We start from the raw sequence: 19981 nt of genomic DNA on the forward strand, positions 1-19981 counted from the left end.
ATACAACCTGCCGCCTTGCTCGCCGCCTGCCCAGACAGGCCGGTCGACGCTGCGCGCGCTTTATATCAGCCAGCCCCGTAGTGGAACGTATTGAAATGAGCAAGTCCCTGACGCTGTCGAGCATCGCCCTTTTACTCGCCTGTACTACACCCGCTTTTGCCGCCAGCAACGTCGACCTGACCGTCAAAGGCCTGATCACCCCGAATGCCTGCACACCGACGCTCTCGGGCGGCGGTATGGTGGATCACGGAAAAATAGCTTCCAAGGACCTGGTCCAGAACAATCCGACGTCATTGCCCCGAGTGACCCTGCAGTTGAGCATCACTTGCGATGCAAGCATCCCCTTTGCCATCAAACCCATCGATAACCGCAGCGGCACCTCGACCGGCAGCAGTGATTTCGGCCTCGGCCTGATCAATGGCAACAAGCGACTGGGCCGGTTCTACCTGACCCCCTTGAACATGCTCGCCGACGGTGTGAGTGCCCAGCCGATTGCCTCCGTTGATGGCGGTCGCACCTGGTACAGCGAGCGCAACTGGGAACTGCAAACCCTGTGGGGCGCCGGGGCAGTGGACGACGCAACCACACTGCTGCCGATCAAGAGCCTGGTGCTGGACCTGGAAGTCAGCGCCAGCATCGCCCGTGCAGACCAGTTCGATTTCAGTGACGAGGCGCCCATCGACGGCTCCGCAACCCTGGAAGTGATGTACCTGTAACCCCAATCCCGTCCACACGGAAGGTTCCAACCATGCACGTTCCCCCTGCAATCCCATTGGCAGTGTTGTTGCTCGCGGCCTCGCCATGGGCACTGGCCGCCAGCTCCACCGACCTCGCCGTCAAAGGCACCATTACCCCCAGCGCCTGTGCGCCGCTGATCTCCGGCGGTGGCACGATCGACTTCGGAAAAATGGCCGCCAAGGACCTCAACGCCGAGCAACACACCCCGCTGCCGAACCAATCCATGCAATTGAGCGTGCGCTGTGAAGCGCCCACGTTTTTCACCCTGAATACCATCGACAACCGCGCCGGCTCCTCTGCCAACCACCCCTACTCGCATGGCCTGGGCATGACGGCGCAAGGGGAGAAACTCGGCGGCTCCTCCTTCCACCTCTATACCCCAGTGGCTGATGGCGTCGCCGCACGCACCATCACCTCACTGGACGGTGGCGTGACGTGGGCGCCCACCACAATGCTCAACCACAGCGTGCTGACAGCCGTGGCGATGGGCAGCCAACTGGTGCCCATCGCCGTGCAGGACTTCGATGCCGAAATCCGCCTGTACACCCACATCGCCCCCGCCAACGGCCTGACCCTGACCGACGAAGTCCCCGTCGACGGGCACGCGACGGTCCAGGTCAACTACCTGTAATGCCTCACACAGACTCAATCGAAAGGAATTCGACTCTCATGAAGCCCCTGTTTACCGCCCTCACCACCAGCCTGATGCTGCTCGGCTCCGCTGCCACTTACGCCGCGTCCACCGTCGACCTGACCGTCAAGGGCCTGATCGTACCGAGTGCCTGCACCCCCGTCCTGTCCAGCGGTGGGGTGATCGACCACGGCAAGATTTCCGCCAAGGACCTGCGCACGGACAACCCGACGCACATCGGGACGCACATCCTGACCATGGCCGTGAGCTGCGACAGCGCAATCCTCTTTGCACTGCATTCGGTCGACAACCGGGCCGGCTCGTCGATTACTCCCAGCAACTACGGCCTGGGCCTGATCAACGGCACCCAGAAGCTCGGCTGGTTTTATCTGACACTCGATAACCCGGTTGCCGACGGTACTGCGGTGCAGTCGATTGCATCCTTCAACGGCCAGGATAATTGGTACCGCGAAAAATTCTGGGATCCAGGCCTGTACATGTCGGTGGCCAGCATGGATGACGCCACTCAACCGGTGCCGGTCAAGGATTTGTCGCTGGAGTTGATGGTTGAAACCTCCATCGCACGCACCGACGGCCTGGACCTGAGCAACGAGGTGACCCTCGACGGTTCGGCCACCCTGGAAGTGAAGTACCTGTAACCCCTGGGCGCCCATGCCTGGCAGCACCTCGCAGGCATGGGCGTTGTTGTTGTACCGCCCGTATTCAACTCGACCCGTGGCGCCCACCGATGAACACGCACTCTCGCTTCCTGGCTGTATTGCTCTGGTTGACGACCGCTCCTGCGGCCTTCGCCGCCTCCTTTGTCGACCTCACCGTGACCGGCCGGGTGACGCCGGACGCTTGCCACGTCACGCTATCGGACGATGGTACGGTCGACCACGGGAAAATCCCCTCGCACACCTTGAACCCGAGCGAATTCACCGTGCTGCCCACTCGGTTGCTGGAGCTGAGCGTGCAGTGCAGCAGGCCCATGCTGTTTGCCCTGGTGGGGCTCGACAACCGCGCCGAGTCGTCACTCGACCCCGGGGCTTTCTACGGCCTGGGCAGGAACCTGCATGCGCCGGCCGAGCGCCTGGGGTCGGTGGCCTTGTCTTATCGCAACCCGATGGGCGACGCCCAGGCCATGCAGGCCCTGGCGTCCAGTGACAACGGCGAAACCTGGTCGCCGCAAGCCACTGCCAGTCCCAGAGCCTATGTGGGATTTGCGCCGCCGGGTGATCGCCAACCCGACTTCATCGGCCAGCTCAGCACCCAGTTGCGCATCGACACCTCCATCAACTTCGCCCAGTACCTGACCCTGAATCAGGAGGTGCCGCTCGACGGCGCCATCGTGCTGGATCTGCGCTACCTCTGACCTCTTCATGTTGCCCCAATGGAAAACCCCGTCATGCTGACGACATCATTCAAACCCACTACCGGCCTGCTTGCCCTGACCCTGTTGTTTGGCGCAGGTGCGCAGGCCGACGGGATGATCCCCGACACTTCGGTGGTCATCGTCTACGAAGCCGAAGGCGAGGCGGCCGTGTCGGTCACCAACACCGACAGCCAACTCGCCCTGCTGCACGTCACCCTGGAAGACATTCCCGAAGACAAAGAGCCGCTGCTGGTGGTCACCCCGCCGTTGTCGCGGGTGGAAGCCTCCAAATCGCAACTGGTACGGTTCATCCTGCAAAGCCAGCAACCGCTGCTGACCCAACGGCTCAAGCGCGCGATCTTCGAGGGCATGCCCCAGGGCCGCCCCGCGACCGAAGCCGGGCACGCCCGGGTGGGTGTGACGGTGCGCCAGAACCTGCCGGTGATCATTCATCCCAAAGGCCTGGCGCTGAATCGCACCCCCTGGACCCACCTGACCTGGTCACAGCACGGCAGCACCTTGCAGGTGCGCAACGACAGCCCGTACGTGGTGCGCCTGGCCCAGGAGTTGCGGCTGCTGCCCGGTGACGGCAAGGCCATGCTGCCGCGCACCTACGTGTTGCCGGGAGAAACCCTGAGCGTGCCTGCCACGGGCGGCCCGGCGAGCAAAGTCCGGCTGCAACCGGCCACCGTGTACGGCTTTGCCGTGGCTGCCTACGAAGCCCCCCTCACCTGACCAACACTTCAGGCGCCCGACGCCTGCATAACGAAGTGGCGGCTCGAAGACCGTCACCGGGGCGCGCAGACGCCCATCATTTGAGTGCCTTTCGTGAAAACAGTATTGAGCTACCGTGACGGCGATGCCGTGCCCGACATACCCGCCCGCAGCGCCTTCCCAGCGCTGCTGCTGGCGTGTGCCCTGCTGCCCTTTGAAGCCTGGGCCGAAACGCGTGCCGGCTTCGATGCGACCACCCTGCACCAACGCGGCATCGACCCGCAGTTGGCCAGCCTGCTGCTCGACGCCCCACGTTTTGCGGCTGGCCGGCATGCGGTGAGCCTGCGCGTCAACGGCCAGCCCCGTGGGCGTGTCGAGGTGGGTTTCGATCAACAGGGCCGATTGTGCTTTGACCAGGCCGTGCTGGACGCCGCCAACCTGATAGTGCCCGGCGACAATGGCCCCTGCCATGACCTGCTCGCGCAGTACCCACAAAGCCTGGTGGAGCCGGACCCGGCCAACCTCAGCGTGTCGCTGGTAGTCCCGACCGAAGCCTTGCGGCCACTGCAACAGGACGTCTCGGGCTATCAGACGGGGGGCGTTGCCGGCCTGTTCAATTACGACCTGACGGGGTTCTATAACCGCTTCGGCGACAACGACAGCCGGTTTGGCTCGGCCAATACCGAGGTTGGCTTCAACGCCGGCGACTGGATCGTGCGCAGCCGCCAGGTGCAGACCTGGCAGGACGGTCGGTCGCGCAGCACCCATCTCGAGGCGTATGCCCAGCGTACCTTTGCCAGCCAACAGGCAGTGCTGCAGGCCGGGCAGATCAACCTCTATAACCCGGTGTTGGCCGGTGCGCAGATCACCGGGGTACAGGTCCTGACCGAACAGGCGCTTCAAGAACAAGGCCAGGGCGCGACCATCGAGGGTATCGCCAACAGTCCGGCCCAGGTCGAGGTGCGGCAGAACGGCGCGTTGATTCACTCCACCGTAGTCCCGGCCGGGCCGTTTTCCCTGACCGATGTGCGGCGCCTGAATGCTCGCTCGGACGTTGAAGTCACGGTCAAGGAAAGCAGCGGCGGCGAGCGCCGCTTCACCGTACCCGCCGCGATGCTCGGCCTGGGTTTGCCAGCGCCGGGGTACTCGGTGGCAGCGGGCCGTGTGCGCAATATCGGCGATGCCCAGGGTGACGATCCGTGGGTGGCCAGCGCTGGCTGGACCGGCGCCGTCCACCCGCAACTGTCCCTGGGCAGCGGCGTGCTGGCGTCCAGCGAATACCGGGCGGCGGGCGTGAGCCTGGGCTGGCTGCCATGGCTGGACAGTCAGGTGCAACTGGCCACCCAGGTCGCCGATACCCAGGCACGGCACAAGGTGCGTGGGGTACAGACCGTCCTGGCATGGTCCCAGCGCCTGAATGATCAATGGTCATTCAGCGTGGCCAACTCGTGGCGCACGCCCGGCTACCGCGAACTGGAAGAAGCCACCTACGAACCAGAAACCACCCAGCAACGGCGCTCGCGTTATCGCGATCAACAAAGTGCCAACGTCGGCTGGTCGCACCCGTGGCTGGGCGCATTCAGTGCCGGGGTGTCGCGCTCCAGCAGCTTTGATGGCGACAGCAGCAGCCGAGGCCTGGCCTCGTGGGGCACCAGCGTCGGCGGCGTGTCGTTGTCGGCGAGCGCCGAATGGCAGATGGGCGGGCGCCAGCAACAGGACAACGCGGTGTATCTGAATGCCAGCCTGCCTCTGGGCGAAAGCCGCCGCGTGCGGGCCTGGGTGCGCAATTCGGGAGGCGAACACCGCACCGGCCTGGGGCTGAACGAACAGATCGATGATCAATTGAGCTATCGCGTCAGCGCCGAACACGACACCCGCGACCAGCAGGTGGAAACCACTCTCGGCGTCTCGGCCCTGCCCCGCTACAGCCAACTCGACGTCAGCTACAGCCGCTCCGATGCCGAGCGCTCGAGTTATCAAGGCAGTGCCCGCGGTGGCGTGGTGGTGCACGGCGATGGCGTGACCTTCTCGCCCTACCCGGTACGCGACACCTTCGCCGTGGTCTCGGTGGGCGATACGGCCGGGGTCAAGCTGAGCACCCCCAGCGGCCCGGTATGGACCGACTGGCAAGGCCAGGCCGTGGTGCCCCAGGTCAGCGCCTATGGCCGCAGCCCGGTGGAGGTGCAGACCCGCTCACTGCCGCGCAATGCCGATATCAATAACGGCCTGGCAATGATCTCGGCCGGGCGCGGCGCGGTGGACCGGGTCGACTTCGGCGTGACCCTGACCCGTCGCGTGCTGCTCACCGCCCGCACCGAACAGGGCGCGCTGCTGCCCCGAGGTGCCTCCGTCAGCACCGCGGGCGGCGAGTTCGTGACCCTGGTGCAGGACGGCGGCCAGGTGTTCCTGCCCAATGTGCTGGAGCACGCCGGTTTGTGGGTCAGCGGGCCAGGCATGACGCGCTGTCGGCTGCAGTTCGAGTTGCCGGCCAAGGGCGATCCCCAGGTGTATTTCGAAAACGCGCCAGCGCGCTGCAACCCTTCATGAGGACGATCACCATGCTTTTTTTTCGCGCCCTGCGCCGGCTGACGGCGGTCGTGCTGACCGTCGGCTTCGCCGGCCACGCCATGGCCAATGACGACTGCCAGTTGAACATCAGCGAAGCGGTGCTGGACCTCGGCCTGATGAGTCGCCTGGCGCAAAACGACAGCGACCCTCAACGCCCGCTTGGCGAGCGTCGCCTGAGCTTGAACCTTACCTGCCCGCAACCGGCGGACATGAGTGTGTTTTATCGGGCCCTGGCGGCGAACGCACACCGCCTGCAGTTTACCGAGCACGGCACCTACGCCCTGCAGGTCAGCGACGGCGTGCTGGACGGCCAAGCGGTTGAACTGGGCTTGCTGCCGGCTGCCGGGCAGCCGCCGGCGGTCGTCGGCACGGCATTGAACTGGCGTCCCGGCCATGGTGTGGCGCCGGTACAAGGCGCCAGCGTGGTGCAGGGCAAGCACTTCGCCATGCAACTGAGCCTCAGCGCCTGGGCCGATATCGCCGCCACCCGTGTGCGCGAGGCTACCACCTGGGAAGCGTCCGGCACGTTCGATGCCTTGCAGAGCGGTCGCTCCCGGGCTCTGACCCTGCGCGCCCACTTCGCGCCCACCGCGTGCACGCCCCAACTGTCCAATGGCGGATTGGTGGATTACGGCACGCTGCTGGCGAAGGACTTGAATGCCAGCAATGAAACCCCGCTGCCGACCCGCACCTTGCAGCTCTCGGTGAGTTGCGACGCCGCCACACCCTTCGCGCTGAAGATGCATGACAACCGCAACGGCTCGGCCACCGGCGGGATCGACGAAACCGCCTACGGCCTGGACCTGGACAACAGCCAGAACAAGATTGGGCGCTTCTACCTCAACATCGATCCGGCCGAATTTACCGCCGACGCACTCGGCTCCCTGTATCGCACGGACTCCACCAGTGGCGGCGCAGCCTGGAGCAGTTCGAGTGCGCGGCAGATCCCCATGGCCGCCAACAGCCTGATGGGGTTTACCGACAGTGTCGGCAGCACCCGTGGCCCGGTGCCGATCCAGCAACTGGCCGGCACCGTGCGCATCAAGGCCTACCTGGCCCCGACCCAATCACTGGACCTGCGCAGCGTGGTGTACATCAACGGCTCGGGCACCCTTGAAATCATCTACCTCTGACCTATGGAGTTCGCCTCATGAAGACCTGTTCCCTTGCCCTTTGCGCGCTGGTTTTGCTGGGCGGCGCCCCACACACGCTGGCGGCCTCCAGCGTCGACCTGAGTGTCAATGGCGTGATCACCCCCACCGCCTGCACGCCGTTGCTGTCGAGCAACGGGGTGATCGACTACGGCAAGATTTCCCAGCAGGACCTCAACGTCGACAAGGGCACGCGCCTGCCGGTCAAACAATTGCAAGTCAGCATCGGTTGCAACGCGGCGAGCCGTTTTGCCCTGCGCATGCGCGACAACCGTGACGGCACGGCCACCGTCAACAGTGAGATTTACTATGGGCTGGGGCTGGACAACAGTGGCAATCGCATTGGCCTGTATTCGATGAATTTCGACCCTCGCCAGACGCAGGTGGACAGCACTGCAATCGCCTATGGCACCGAATCCACCACCGGCGGCGTGGCGTGGCGCAGCGCCAACCTCAACCCGATCGACATCGGCGCCAACAGTTACCTGGGCTTCACCGATACCCAAGGCAGCACCGCCGGCCCCTCGGCGATCCAGGCGTTGACCAGCACCGTCAAGATCGAAGCGGTGATCAATGCCAGGCAGAATCTGGACCTGAGCAGCGACACCTTGCTCGATGGCTCGGCCACCCTCGAAGTGGTGTACCTCTAGACTTTTTCGCTGCTGACCTGCACATACAGCGCACGCCCGGCACCCAGCCCGGCGATGATCGCGCCCAGGCCAATCACCGCAAAAATCCAGCCGATGGCCGACCAGCCGCCCGTCCAGTCATGCACCAGGCCCACCGCGAACGGGCCCACGGACGCCAGGGTGTAGCCGATGCCCTGGGCCATGCTCGACAGGTTGGCCGCCACGTGGGAGTCGCGCGAGCGCAGCACGATCAGGGTCAGCGCCAGGCTGAAAGTGCCGCCCTGGCCGAGCCCGAGCAGAATCGCCCAGCCCCACAGACCATCGAGTGGCGCATACAGGCAGCCGAACAGGCCACCGAGGGTCAACAGCATCACCACTACAATCGCCAGGCGCTGGTCTTTGCCACGGGTGGCGAGCCAGGGCGCGGCGAGGGAGCTGACCAATTGCACAATGATCGAGCCGGACAGCGCCAGGCCGGCTTCGGTCGCGCTCAGGCCACGGCCGATCAGGATCGACGGCAGCCAGCCGAACACGATGTACGCCAGGGACGATTGCAGGCCCATGTACAAGGTCACCTGCCAGGCCAGCGGATCACGCAGCAGCCCTCTCACGCGATAAGCCACCTGGTGGGCGCCGTGTTTCTGGCCGACCTGTGGCAGCCAGAACAATGCGGCCACCAGCGCCGGCAGAATCCAGAACCCCAGGCCGAGGGTCCAGCGGTCGCCGAAGTAATGACTCAAGGGCACCGTGGAACCCGCCGCCAGCGCCGCGCCCAGGCACAGCGCCATGGTGTACACGCCGGTCATGGCGCCGGCCTGTCTGGCGAAATCACGCTTGACGATGCCGGGCAGCAATACGCCGATGATGCCGATGCTCGCGCCGGCAATCAGGCTGCCGGCGAACAGCCCCACTTCACCGAATGAACTGCGCAGGATGATGCCCGCAGCCAGGGTCAGCAGAATCCCCAGCACCACTCGCTCGGCGCCGAAACGGCGGGCCAGGATCGGCGCCGTGGGCGCAAACAGACCCAGGCACAACACCGGCAATGTGGTCAGCAGACCGGCCTTGGCCGCCGACAACCCGAGGCTGCTGGACACGTCGGCGAGCAGCGGCGACATGCTCGACAGCGCCGGGCGCAGGTTCAGGGCCACCAGGATCAGGCCGAGCAGCAACAGCCACGGGCGGCTCACCACGGGCGGGCTGGTTTGCACCACTTCGTCGTCGGCTTCGGCGTCGATCAACAGCTCTTCGAGTTCACGGGTAGGTCGGGTTTCAAGGTTCATTGATCAACTGCCGGCAGAGGGATTTGGCGCGTTCCGGGTCCTGGTGTTCGACGGCGTCGAGCAGGGCGATGTGCAGGTCGAACACCGCCTGGCGACGCGGCGAGATGCTCAGGGTCTGGCGCAACTGCGCGCCGACGATGGCGGAAAAGTACTGATACAGCTCACTCAACGCCGGGTTGTGCGCGGCGTCGACCAGGCGCTTGTGAAACACCAGGTCGGCACTGATGTAGGCCTCCAGGTCGCCGTGGTACAGCACAGCGCTTTGTTGCAGGGCCTCACGCAGACCGTGCAGATCGTCCTCGGTCCGGCGCAGCGCGGCCAGGCCGATGGCCTCCACTTCGAGAATCTGCCGGGTTTCCTGCGCCTGCTCCAGGGTGCAATGCGACAACGCGCGCATCGCGCCCAGCGGGTCGGTCATCGAGCGCAGGTAACTGCCGTCGCCCTGGCGGATCTCGATCAATCCTGAAAACGCCAGCACGCGCATGGCCTCGCGCACGGTATTGCGGCTGATTCCCAGCTCGGCCGACAACTCCGGCTCGGTAGGCAGGCGCTCGCCAATGGCCCAGGTGCCTTGGGTAATGCGCTGGCGCAACTGTTCCAGGGCCTGGTCGACCAGCGAGCGTTTGATCAGCGGAGCGATGTCTGTCATGGGTTTTGCACTTTCGTCCAATCATAGGATGAATTTTCCCACAGCCTATTCGGACTTGCCTACAAAGGCAACGCACTAGGGTTCTGAGGCAGGTAAAGGAGCAGTATTTTCGATTAGTAAAATCACCCTCAGAGGGTCCGCGGGCATCATGCATTTTCTCGCTATGAGAAAGCTGAAATTCTACCCGAGCCGCTGCTTATTCTTATGCGTCTACTGGATAAGCACCCGCACCTGCTGGCCGAGATTCAGGCGCTCAATGTCGCAGATGACCTCAACCGCCTGCTCATTGCCAAAGATGAGCAACAACTGGCCACTCAAGCGTCTGCGTAAAAACAGCAGGCAAAAATAAACCCGGCACCAGGCCGGGTTTATCCTTTCACACTTCGATCAATGCAGAATCTGGCTCAAGAACAACTTGGTCCGGTCATTCTGCGGGTTGTCGAAGAAGTCGTTCGGCGCTGCCTGCTCGACGATTTCGCCTTTGTCCATGAAGATCACACGGTTGGCCACGGTGCGCGCAAAGCCCATCTCGTGGGTCACGCACAACATGGTCATGCCGTCTTCGGCCAGGCCGATCATGGTGTCCAGCACCTCTTTGACCATTTCCGGATCGAGGGCCGAGGTCGGTTCGTCGAACAGCATGATTTTCGGCTTCATGCACAAGGCGCGGGCGATGGCCACGCGCTGTTGCTGGCCGCCGGACAGTTGCCCCGGGAACTTGTGCGCCTGCTCCGGAATACGCACGCGCTCCAGGTAGTGCATGGCAATTTCCTCGGCCTTGCGCTTGGGCATCTTGCGCACCCACATCGGCGCCAGCGTGCAGTTCTGCAGGATGGTCAGGTGCGGGAACAGGTTGAAGTGCTGGAACACCATGCCGACTTCGCGGCGGATCGCTTCGATCTGCTTGAGGTCGTTGGTCAGCTCCACGCCATCGACCACGATGCGACCCTGCTGGTGTTCTTCCAGGCGGTTGAGGCAACGGATGGTGGTGGACTTGCCCGAACCCGACGGGCCACACAGCACGATACGCTCGCCCTGCTTGACGTTGAGGTTGATGTCTTTCAACACGTGGAATTGGCCGTACCACTTGTTGACGCCCTGCATCTGGATAATGCCTTCAGGGCTCACAGGCTGTTTGATCGCTTCGCTCATAACAACAACTCCTAACGCTTGTGGCCTGTGTCGAGCTTGTGTTCCAAATGAATGGAATAGCGCGACATACCAAAACAGAAAATCCAGAACACCAGGGCGGCAAACACATAGCCTTCAGTGGCCATGCCCAGCCATTTCGGGTCGGCAGCGGCTTGCTTGACGCTGTTGAGCAGGTCGAACAGGCCGATGATGATTACCAGGCTCGTGTCCTTGAACAGCGCAATAAACGTGTTGACGATGCCCGGGATCACCAGCTTCAGGGCTTGCGGCAAAATCACCAGGCCCATGCTGCGCCAGTAGCCCAGGCCCATCGCCGCGGCCGCTTCGTATTGACCCTTGGGAATCGCCTGCAAGCCCCCGCGCACCACCTCGGCGACGTAGGCCGACTGGAACAGGATCACGCCGATCAACGCGCGCAGCAGCTTGTCGATACCCATGCCTTCCGGCAGGAACAACGGCAGCATCACCGACGACATGAACAGCACGGTGATCAACGGCACGCCCCGCCAGAACTCGATGAAGGTCACGCAGACCACTCGAATCGCCGGCATGTTCGAACGCCGCCCCAGCGCCAGCAGGATGCCCAGCGGCAAGGCGCCAGCGATACCGACGGTGGCGATGACCAGGGTCAGCATCAGGCCGCCCCATTGACTGGTGGCTACGTTGGTCAGGCCGAAGATCCCGCCGTGCAGCAGGAAGTAGGCGATGATCGGGTACAACACCAGGAAGCTCAGGCCGTAGATCGCCTTGCGCTGGAAACGCGAGATGAACAACGGCGCCACGCCAACGATGGCCAGCCACACGGTCAGGTCCACGCGCCAGCGCAGGTCGCCGGGGTAGTAGCCGTACATGAACTGCCCGAAGCGCTGTTGGATGAACACCCAGCAGGCGCCCTCCTTGGTGCAATCGGCGCGGGTCGTGCCGACCCAGTTGGCGTCGAGAATCGCCCAGTGCAGGATCGGCGGCACCACCAGGTAGACCAGGTAGAACGCCAGCAATGTCAGCAGGGTGTTGAGCCAACTGGAGAACAGGTTGGCGCGCATCCATGCCACCGGGCCGAAGACTTTGCTCGGCGGCGGCATATCCGGTTTGAAAGTATGCGTACTCATGGGCGTTTCCTCACCGCTCGATCAGCGCAATGCGCTTGTTGTACCAGTTCATCAGCAGGGAAATGCTGATGCTGATCGCCAGGTACACGCTCATGGTGATGGCAATGACTTCGATGGCCTGGCCGGTCTGGTTGAGCACCGTGCCGGCAAACAGCGAAACCATTTCCGGGTAGCCGATACCGGCGGCCAACGACGAGTTTTTCGCCAGGTTCAGGTATTGGCTGGTCAACGGCGGAATGATCACCCGCAGGGCCTGCGGGATGATGACCTTGCGCAGCGTCGGCCCGGGGCGCAGGCCCAGGGAGCGCGCGGCTTCGGTCTGGCCGTGGCTGACGGACTTGATGCCCGAGCGCACGATCTCGGCGATAAACGCTGCCGTGTACACGGTAAGCGCCAGGGTCAGGGCCAGCAGCTCAGGAATCAGGACCCAGCCACCGACGAAGTTGAACCCTTGCAGCTTGGGCATTTCCCAGTGCAGCGGCGCGCCGAAGATCAAGGCACACAACGCCGGGATCACGATGAACAGCGCCAGGCCGGCCCAGAATTTATGGAACGGTACGCCGGTCGCCTCAAAGCGCTTGTTGGCCCACCGGGCCATCAGCACGATCGCCACGATGGCCACGACGATGCTCGCCACAAACGGCCAGAAGCCGTCGGCGGCCAGTGCTGCCGGCATGTTCAGGCCACGGCTGCTGACAAAGAAGGTGTCGCCGAAGTTATGGCTGTTGCGCGGCCCCGGCATGGTCAGGAACACCGCGAAATACCAGAACAGGATCTGCAGCAACGGCGGAATGTTGCGGAACACTTCCACATACACGGTCGCCAGCTTGTTGATCATCCAGTTCGGCGACAGCCGTGCCACGCCGATGATGAAACCGAGCAGCGTCGCCAGGATCACGCCGATGAAGGTCACCAGCAAGGTATTGAGCAAGCCGATCACAAAGACCCGGGCATAGCTGTCCGATTCGGTGTAGTCGATCAGGTGCTGCGCGATGCCGAAGCCGGCACTGCGCTCAAGAAAGTCGAAACCCGAGGTGATGCCCCGGTGCTGAAGGTTGGTCTGGGTGTTGTTGAAGAGGTACCAGCCCAGCGAGACCACCGCCACAATCGTGATGATCTGGAAGAGCCACGCACGCACTTTGGGATCGCTGAAGCTGAGCTTCTGCTTTGGTGCGCCGATTTGATTTTGCATGAAGTGCCCCGGAAATAATGGAACAGAACATCACCCGGCGGTTGGCCCACCGGGTGACAGAACCATCAGCGATCAGCGCACAGGGGGTGCGTATTGAATGCCACCGTTGTTCCACAGCGCGTTCAGGCCACGGTCGATTTCCAGCGGGGTGCTCTTGCCCAGGTTGCGCTCGAACATTTCACCGTAGTTACCGACTTGCTTGACGATCTGCACGACCCAGTCTTTCTTCACTTTCAGGTCTTTGCCGTACTCGCCATCAGCACCCAGCAGACGGGCGACGTCCGGGTTCTTGGTGGACTTGGCTTCAGCCTCGACGTTTTTGGAAGTGATGCCGGCTTCTTCAGCGTTGAGCATGGCGTAGCCCACCCAGCGCACGATGGCCAGCCACTCGTCGTCGCCGTTACGCACGACCGGGCCCAATGGCTCCTTGGAAATGGTTTCCGGCAGAACCACGTAGTCCTTCGGCGAAGCCAGCTTGCTGCGCTGGGCGAACAGTTGGGACTTGTCGGAGGTCAGCACGTCGCAACGACCGGATTCCAGCGACTTGGCGCTTTCATCGGAGGTGTCGAAGGTGATCGGGGTGTACTTGAGGTTGTTGGCGCGGAAGTAGTCGGAAACGTTCAGCTCAGTGGTGGTACCGGCCTGGATGCAGATGGTTGCACCGTCCAGTTCCTTGGCACTTTTCACGCCCAGCTTGTTGTTTACCAGGAAGCCGATGCCATCGTAGTAAGTGATGAAGCCTGGGAATTTCAAGCCCATGCCCGCATCGCGAGAGCTGGTCATGGTGGTGTTACGCGAGAGGATGTCGACTTCGCCAGACTGCAGCGCGGTGAAACGCTCCTTGGCATTCAACTGGCTGAACTTGACCTTGGTCGCGTCGCCGAACACGGCAGCGGCCACAGCGCGGCAAACGTCAGCATCGATCCCCAGGATCTTGCCGCTGGCATCCGGTACCGAGAAACCCGGCAGACCGTCACTCACGCCACATTGCACAAAGCCTTTCTTCTGCACGGCGTCCAGGGTGGCGCCTGCTTGGGCGAAACCGCTGACACCCAGTACAGCCGCCGCGCAAACGATGGCCAGGGTGGATTTCAATACCTTCATTCAAACCTCCAGTTGCTCTTGTTGTGTCGGAGCTCGAACCTCAGCGCACCCTTATGAGGCGATATTGACCCGTGTTGGCTTTTTTTGGGGTCAAGCAGCATGAGACTGTCGCAGTAATTCCAGTTGCTATCCCACGAGCGGCAGTCACTGATAGTGTTACCGTCCTGAGATAGTTCTGACATCGACCTACACATAGCAAGGCGCGTACCAGAGTGATGGCTGAGTCGTTTCAGCCCATGGTCAATAGGAAAAGATTCAACCTTGCGACATTCTCTTAACAGATCAACTCACTGCGCACCGTTCCGACGCACCCAATCGGAGCGCACGCACATTAATGGAGCAGACATGACCGAACCCTTGATTCTTCAGCCCGCCAAGCCCGCAGACGCCTGCGTAATCTGGTTGCATGGCCTGGGTGCCGATCGCTACGACTTTATGCCGGTAGCCGAAGCCCTGCAGGAAAGCCTGCTGACCACGCGCTTCGTCTTGCCCCAGGCGCCGACACGCCCGGTGACCATCAACGGCGGCTACGAGATGCCGAGCTGGTACGACATCAAGGCCATGAGCCCGGCCCGTTCGATCAGCCTGGAGGAGCTGGAAGTGTCGGCCAACATGGTCACGGATCTGATCGAAGCGCAGAAGAGAACCGGAATAGACGCCTCTCGGATTTTCCTCGCCGGTTTTTCCCAGGGTGGCGCCGTGGTTTTCCACACGGCGTTTATAAATTGGCAAGGGCCCTTGGGCGGCGTCATCGCCCTCTCCACCTACGCGCCGACTTTTGGCGACGAGCTGGAATTGTCTGCCAGCCAGCAACGCATTCCCGCCCTGTGCCTGCATGGCCAGTACGACGACGTGGTGCAGAACGCCATGGGCCGCAGCGCCTTTGAGCATTTGAAGAGCCGTGGTGTCACCGTGACATGGCAGGAATACCCAATGGGCCACGAAGTGTTACCTCAAGAGATACACGACATCGGTGCCTGGCTGGCCGCTCGCCTGGGCTGAAACCAGCGTTTATGTAGCCGTATGACAGACGCACTACGCCGCGCCCGATTCTTGCATTACACTGGCCGGCGTATATTCCTTAACCAATTAATGAGATCACCGTGCTCAAAGCACTCAAGAAGATGTTCGGCAAAAGCGAGGCTGAGCCGCTCGCGCCTGTTCCCAGTGCTCCTGTCCCGACTGCCGGCAGCCGCAATGACGGTAAACAGCCCGGCCGGACCGCACCTGTCGCCCAGCCGAAGAAGCCGACGGTGACGCCACCTGAACCGGCAGCACCGGTCGAGGCCGCTATTGCGCCAGTCGCGCCAAAGCCGCGGCGCGAACGCGCCCCCAAACCGGCGGTCATCCCCTGGAAACTCGAAGACTTCGTCGTCGAGCCACAGGAAGGCAAGACCCGCTTCCACGACTTCAAGCTGGCCCCGGAACTGATGCACGCCATCCAGGACCTGGGTTTCCCGTACTGCACGCCGATCCAGGCGCAGGTGCTGGGCTTTACCCTCGCGGGCAAAGACGCCATCGGCCGCGCCCAGACCGGCACCGGCAAGACCGCCGCATTCCTGATCTCGATCATCACCCAACTGCTGCAGACGCCACCACCCAAGGAACGCTACATGGGTGAGCCGCGCGCGCTGATCATCGCGCCGACCCGCGAGCTGGTGGTGCAGATCGCCAAGGACGCTGCCGACCTGACCAAGTACACCGGCCTCAACGTCATGACGTTTGTCGGCGGCATGGATTTCGACAAGCAGCTCAAGCACCTCGAAGCGCGGCATTGCGACATTCTGGTGGCCACGCCCGGCCGTCTGCTGGACTTCAACCAGCGCGGCGACGTGCACCTGGACATGGTCGAAGTGATGGTGCTGGACGAAGCCGACCGCATGCTCGACATGGGTTTCATCCCACAAGTGCGTCAGATCATTCGCCAGACTCCGCCGAAAAGCGAACGCCAGACCCTGCTGTTCTCCGCCACCTTCACCGAAGACGTGATGAACCTCGCCAAGCAATGGACCACCGACCCGTCCATCGTCGAGATCGAAGCGGAAAACGTGGCCAGCGAGAACGTCGAACAGCACATCTATGCCGTGGCCGGCGCCGACAAGTACAAGCTGCTCTACAACCTGGTCAACGACAACGGTTGGGAGCGCGTGATGGTGTTCGCCAACCGCAAGGACGAAGTGCGCCGCATCGAAGAGCGCCTGGTGCGCGATGGCGTCAACGCCGCGCAACTGTCCGGCGATGTGCCGCAACACAAGCGCATCAAGACCCTGGAAGGCTTTCGCGAAGGCAAGATCCGCGTGCTGGTGGCCACCGACGTGGCCGGGCGTGGTATCCACATCGACGGCATCAGCCACGTGATCAACTTCACCCTGCCGGAAGTGCCGGATGACTACGTGCACCGTATCGGCCGCACCGGTCGCGCGGGCGCTGCGGGGGTGTCGATCAGCTTTGCCGGCGAGGACGACTCGTATCAGTTGCCGTCGATCGAGGCCTTGCTGGGCCGCAAGATCAGCTGCGAGACGCCGCCGACGCACTTGCTGCGCGCCGTTGAGCGCAAACGGCCTTAAACCTGCACCACCGTTGTAGGCGCTGGCTTGCCAGCGCCTGCACACGCCGCGTACCCAAGACTAGCCTCGATACAATTCCCCCAGGATGGGTTGCCGAATTCTCGAGGCCTCGTCTCTGAATGACTGGTAATAGTCGAAACTGCTGGCCGGCATATCCAGCACGCTGCTGCTCGTATCATACGACTGGCTTTGGGTCGACTCACCAGCCCCCGCATTGAACGCGGGCGGGCCCGCATCGGACGAGAATTCAGTAAAGTGCACTCATGCACTTACACCTTCCAGCGATTCGCCGCCTTATGATCACTGTCCCGCCCTTCCACCCACCGCGGCCCTTCGCTGGTATTTTCCTTCTTCCAGAACGGTGCGCGGGTCTTGAGGTAGTCCATCACAAACGCACAGGCATCAAACGCCGCCTGGCGATGGGCACTGGCAGCCGCGACGAACACGATGGGCTCGCCAGGCTCCAGGGCGCCGATGCGGTGCAGCACTTCCAGCTTGAGCAGCGGCCAGCGCTGCTCAGCCTCGACGGCGATCTTGGCCAGGGCTTTTTCGGTCATGCCGGGATAGTGCTCGAGGAACATCCCCGCCACATCGAGGCCATCGTTGAAATCGCGCACATAGCCGACAAAGCTCACCACTGCGCCGACGCCGACATTGGCGGCGTGCATGGCGTTGACTTCGGCGCCGGGGTCAAAGGGCTGGGCCTGCACACGAATGGCCATGCTCAGCCTCCGGTCACGGGCGGGAAGAACGCCACTTCGTCGCCGGCCTGCAACGGCTCGTCGAGGGTGCACAATTCCTGGTTGCGCGCGCACATCAGGCTGGTTTCGTTCAACACCGCGAATTCGGGATCGCCCGCCAATGCCTGGCGCACAGCCTCGACGGTGGCGAAATCGCCTTCCATCTCCAGGGAGTCCAGGCCGATCACTTCGCTGTAGCGCGCAAAAAACAGTACGTTGATGCTCATGCCTGGTCCGCCTTGAAATGCCCGCTTTTACCGCCGAGCTTTTCCAGCAGGCGGATGCTTTCGATGGTCATGCCGCGGTCCACCGCCTTGCACATGTCGTAGATCGTCAGTGCCGCGACGCTGGCGGCGGTGAGGGCTTCCATCTCTACGCCGGTCTGGCCTGAGAGTTTGCAGCGCGCGAGGATATGCACCACGTCCACGCCCTCGGCGCTGAGCTCGACCTTGACGCCGGTGAGCATCAGCGGGTGGCACAGGGGGATCAGGTCACTGGTTTTTTTCGCCGCCTGGATCCCGGCGATGCGGGCCACGGCAAACACGTCGCCCTTGGGATGGGCGCCGTCGACAATCATTTTCAGGGTCTCGGGCAGCATGCGCACCCGCGCTTCAGCCACCGCCTCGCGGAACGTCACGGCTTTGTCGGTGACGTCGACCATATGGGCGCGACCTTGGGAATCGAGATGAGTCAGCACAGCGGTACTCCTGATCAGGAGCGTCGATTGTAAACCCAACGCAGATCAAAAGGTGGGAGCTGGCTTTTGTGGGAGTCGGGCTTGCCCGCGATGCAGGCACCTCGGTATGTCAGTTACACCGAGGTGATGCTATCGCAGGCAAGCCAGCTCCCACATTGACCGTGGTTACAGGTGGGACTCGGCGTATTCGGCCAGAATCGAACGAGGGACACCCTGCAGGGCGATGTGCACGCCGTTCGGGAAGTCCTTGAAGCGTTCCGTCAGGTAAGTCAGCCCGGAGCTGGTCGCGGACAGGTAAGGGGTGTCGATCTGTGCCAGGTTGCCCAGGCACACCACTTTGGAACCGGCGCCGGCACGGGTGATGATGGTTTTCATCTGGTGCGGGGTGAGGTTCTGGCATTCATCGATCAAAATCAGGCTTTGCTGGAAGCTGCGACCTCGGATGTAGTTGAGGGATTTGAACTGCAACGGCACTTTGCTGAGGATGTAGTCGACGCTGCCATGGGTGTTTTCGTCATCCATGTGCAAGGCTTCGAGGTTGTCGGTGATCGCCCCCAGCCACGGCTCCATTTTTTCCGCCTCGGTGCCGGGCAGGAAACCGATTTCCTGGTCCAGGCCCTGCACGCTGCGGGTGGCGATGATGCGGCGATAGCGCTTGGTCACCATGGTCTGCTCGATGGCGGCAGCCAGGGCGAGGATGGTTTTCCCCGAACCCGCGGCGCCGGTCAGGTTGACCAGGTGGATGTCCGGATCGAGCAGCGCATACAGCGCCAGGCTCTGGTAGATATCACGCGGTTTCAGGCCCCAGGCTTCCTGGTGCAACAGGGGTTCCTGATGCAGGTCGAGGATCAGCAGCTTGTCGACCTGGATCTCTTTGATCCAGCCCACGAAGCCCTGTTCGTCGATGATGAACTCGTTGATGTGCACGGCCGGCAGGTTGTCGATCAACTGTACCTGGTGCCAGGTGCGGCCATGGTCCTGACGGGTTTCAACTTTGCTGACCAGGTCCCAGAAGGAGCCCGTCACAGTGTGATACCCACGGGAGAGCATCGACACGTCGTCGACCAGTTGGTCGGTGCTGTAGTCCTCGGCAGCGATCCCACACGCTCGTGCCTTGAGGCGCATATTGATGTCTTTGGTCACCAGCACCAGGCGCAGGTCCTTGTCGCGTGCGTGCAGGTCGATCAATTGGTTGATGATTTTGTTGTCGTTCAGATTCTCCGGCAGCAGGCTGTTGGGCTCGCTGCGCTTGCTCATCAGAATCGACAGCAAGCCCTTGGGCCCGCTTTTGCCGCGCTGGATCGGCACACCGACTTCAACGTCGTCAGGTGACGCTTCGCCCAGGGTCTTGTCGATCAGGCGGATGGCCTGCCGGCATTCGGCAGCCACGCTGTGGTGCCCGCTTTTGAGTTTGTCGAGCTCCTCAAGCACGATCATCGGGATGGCGACGTGGTGTTCTTCGAAGTTAAGCAGTGCGTTCGGATCGTGGATCAGTACGTTGGTATCAAGCACATAAAGGATTGGCTGGTCGGAAGAAGGGTTACGTCCATGATCATCCATACTCGGTCACCTTTGTGGGAGCCAGTCGACGCAATACCGCAACAGTGCTGCGCCTCGATTCGACCACCGACTGCACCTGAGTGACGTCAAGTGCAGTGCCCACATGAGGAGTCTTGGAAGAC

At 62.5% G+C, this 19981-nt stretch carries 20 protein-coding genes and 1 pseudogene; 11 read left to right on the plus strand and 10 right to left on the minus strand.

From position 1 onward, the window contains the following. Positions 1–95 precede the first annotated feature (95 nt). From AC07SI_RS01170 to AC07SI_RS01205, 8 genes are all read left to right on the plus strand, one after another. Positions 96–716 carry a DUF1120 domain-containing protein gene (locus tag AC07SI_RS01170; protein WP_495004940.1) on the plus strand — a complete coding sequence of 207 codons (621 nt, stop codon included), beginning with the start codon at positions 96–98 and terminating at the stop codon, positions 714–716. Positions 717–748: 32 nt separating this feature from the next. Continuing rightward, on the plus strand, positions 749–1369 hold the full coding sequence (locus AC07SI_RS01175) for a DUF1120 domain-containing protein (protein WP_495004941.1): 621 nt from the start codon (positions 749–751) through the stop codon (positions 1367–1369). Between the two features lie 38 nt (positions 1370–1407). Beyond that, on the plus strand, positions 1408–2028 hold the full coding sequence (locus AC07SI_RS01180; protein ID WP_495004942.1) for a DUF1120 domain-containing protein: 621 nt from the start codon (positions 1408–1410) through the stop codon (positions 2026–2028). Positions 2029–2117: 89 nt separating this feature from the next. Next, positions 2118–2744, plus strand: coding sequence for a DUF1120 domain-containing protein (locus AC07SI_RS01185; protein ID WP_106805089.1), 627 nt, complete (start codon positions 2118–2120; stop codon positions 2742–2744). A 33-nt stretch (positions 2745–2777) separates the two neighbouring features. After that, positions 2778–3479, plus strand: coding sequence for a fimbria/pilus chaperone family protein (locus AC07SI_RS01190; protein WP_065907006.1), 702 nt, complete (start codon positions 2778–2780; stop codon positions 3477–3479). A 105-nt stretch (positions 3480–3584) separates the two neighbouring features. Continuing rightward, positions 3585–6005: a fimbria/pilus outer membrane usher protein gene (locus AC07SI_RS01195; protein ID WP_495005047.1), complete on the plus strand. Its 2421-nt coding sequence runs from the start codon at positions 3585–3587 to the stop codon at positions 6003–6005. 11 nt (positions 6006–6016) lie between these two features. Further along, positions 6017–7159 carry a DUF1120 domain-containing protein gene (locus AC07SI_RS01200; RefSeq protein ID WP_495004943.1) on the plus strand — a complete coding sequence of 381 codons (1143 nt, stop codon included), beginning with the start codon at positions 6017–6019 and terminating at the stop codon, positions 7157–7159. 17 nt (positions 7160–7176) lie between these two features. Continuing rightward, on the plus strand, positions 7177–7827 hold the full coding sequence (locus AC07SI_RS01205) for a DUF1120 domain-containing protein (RefSeq protein WP_495004944.1): 651 nt from the start codon (positions 7177–7179) through the stop codon (positions 7825–7827). Here the strand turns inward: AC07SI_RS01205 and AC07SI_RS01210 are convergent. Then, positions 7824–9089, minus strand: coding sequence for a CynX/NimT family MFS transporter (locus AC07SI_RS01210; protein ID WP_495004945.1), 1266 nt, complete (start codon positions 9087–9089; stop codon positions 7824–7826). The two genes, AC07SI_RS01205 and AC07SI_RS01210, sit on opposite strands and share 4 nt — an antisense overlap. Then, on the minus strand, positions 9079–9738 hold the full coding sequence (locus AC07SI_RS01215; protein ID WP_495004946.1) for a FadR/GntR family transcriptional regulator: 660 nt from the start codon (positions 9736–9738) through the stop codon (positions 9079–9081). The genes AC07SI_RS01210 and AC07SI_RS01215 overlap by 11 nt, the downstream gene beginning before the upstream one ends. Positions 9739–9891: 153 nt before the next feature. Here AC07SI_RS01215 and AC07SI_RS01220 point away from each other — a divergent pair. Beyond that, positions 9892–10068 (plus strand): annotated as a pseudogene (locus AC07SI_RS01220) (transcriptional regulator); the annotation flags it as partial. Between the two features lie 57 nt (positions 10069–10125). Here AC07SI_RS01220 and AC07SI_RS01225 read toward each other — a convergent pair. The 4 genes from AC07SI_RS01225 to AC07SI_RS01240 all read right to left on the minus strand — a co-directional run bounded on the left by AC07SI_RS01225 (position 10126) and on the right by AC07SI_RS01240 (position 14295). Further along, positions 10126–10890, minus strand: coding sequence for an amino acid ABC transporter ATP-binding protein (locus tag AC07SI_RS01225; protein WP_003171943.1), 765 nt, complete (start codon positions 10888–10890; stop codon positions 10126–10128). Between the two features lie 11 nt (positions 10891–10901). Then, entirely contained in the window at positions 10902–11999 is a 1098-nt protein-coding gene (locus AC07SI_RS01230) for an amino acid ABC transporter permease (RefSeq protein ID WP_065907019.1), read from the minus strand. Between the two features lie 10 nt (positions 12000–12009). Further along, positions 12010–13191, minus strand: coding sequence for an amino acid ABC transporter permease (locus tag AC07SI_RS01235; RefSeq protein ID WP_065907020.1), 1182 nt, complete (start codon positions 13189–13191; stop codon positions 12010–12012). A gap of 72 nt (positions 13192–13263) precedes the next feature. After that, positions 13264–14295 carry an amino acid ABC transporter substrate-binding protein gene (locus AC07SI_RS01240; RefSeq protein ID WP_016974565.1) on the minus strand — a complete coding sequence of 344 codons (1032 nt, stop codon included), beginning with the start codon at positions 14293–14295 and terminating at the stop codon, positions 13264–13266. Positions 14296–14640: 345 nt separating this feature from the next. On the opposite strand from AC07SI_RS01240, the gene AC07SI_RS01245 reads away from it, so the two are divergent. Then, positions 14641–15297 (plus strand): alpha/beta hydrolase, encoded by a 657-nt coding sequence (locus AC07SI_RS01245; RefSeq protein WP_106805098.1) that lies wholly within the window; start codon positions 14641–14643, stop codon positions 15295–15297. A 95-nt stretch (positions 15298–15392) separates the two neighbouring features. Beyond that, entirely contained in the window at positions 15393–16862 is a 1470-nt protein-coding gene (gene rhlB / locus AC07SI_RS01250) for an ATP-dependent RNA helicase RhlB (RefSeq protein WP_083221457.1), read from the plus strand. Positions 16863–17131: 269 nt separating this feature from the next. On the opposite strand, the gene moaE is transcribed toward rhlB, so the two are convergent. The 4 genes from moaE to AC07SI_RS01270 form a co-directional block, all read right to left on the minus strand. Beyond that, on the minus strand, positions 17132–17584 hold the full coding sequence (gene moaE / locus AC07SI_RS01255) for a molybdopterin synthase catalytic subunit MoaE (RefSeq protein ID WP_065907035.1): 453 nt from the start codon (positions 17582–17584) through the stop codon (positions 17132–17134). A 2-nt stretch (positions 17585–17586) separates the two neighbouring features. Beyond that, positions 17587–17829, minus strand: coding sequence for a molybdopterin converting factor subunit 1 (gene moaD, locus AC07SI_RS01260; RefSeq protein ID WP_065907037.1), 243 nt, complete (start codon positions 17827–17829; stop codon positions 17587–17589). After that, positions 17826–18299: a cyclic pyranopterin monophosphate synthase MoaC gene (gene moaC / locus AC07SI_RS01265; RefSeq protein WP_065907039.1), complete on the minus strand. Its 474-nt coding sequence runs from the start codon at positions 18297–18299 to the stop codon at positions 17826–17828. The genes moaD and moaC overlap by 4 nt, the downstream gene beginning before the upstream one ends. A 165-nt stretch (positions 18300–18464) precedes the next feature. Next, positions 18465–19859, minus strand: a complete 1395-nt coding sequence (locus AC07SI_RS01270) for a PhoH family protein (RefSeq protein WP_017135209.1) — start codon at positions 19857–19859, stop codon at positions 18465–18467. Positions 19860–19981: the final 122 nt, after the last annotated feature.

The organism is Pseudomonas sp. GW821-FHT05D12, from assembly GCF_059419825.1.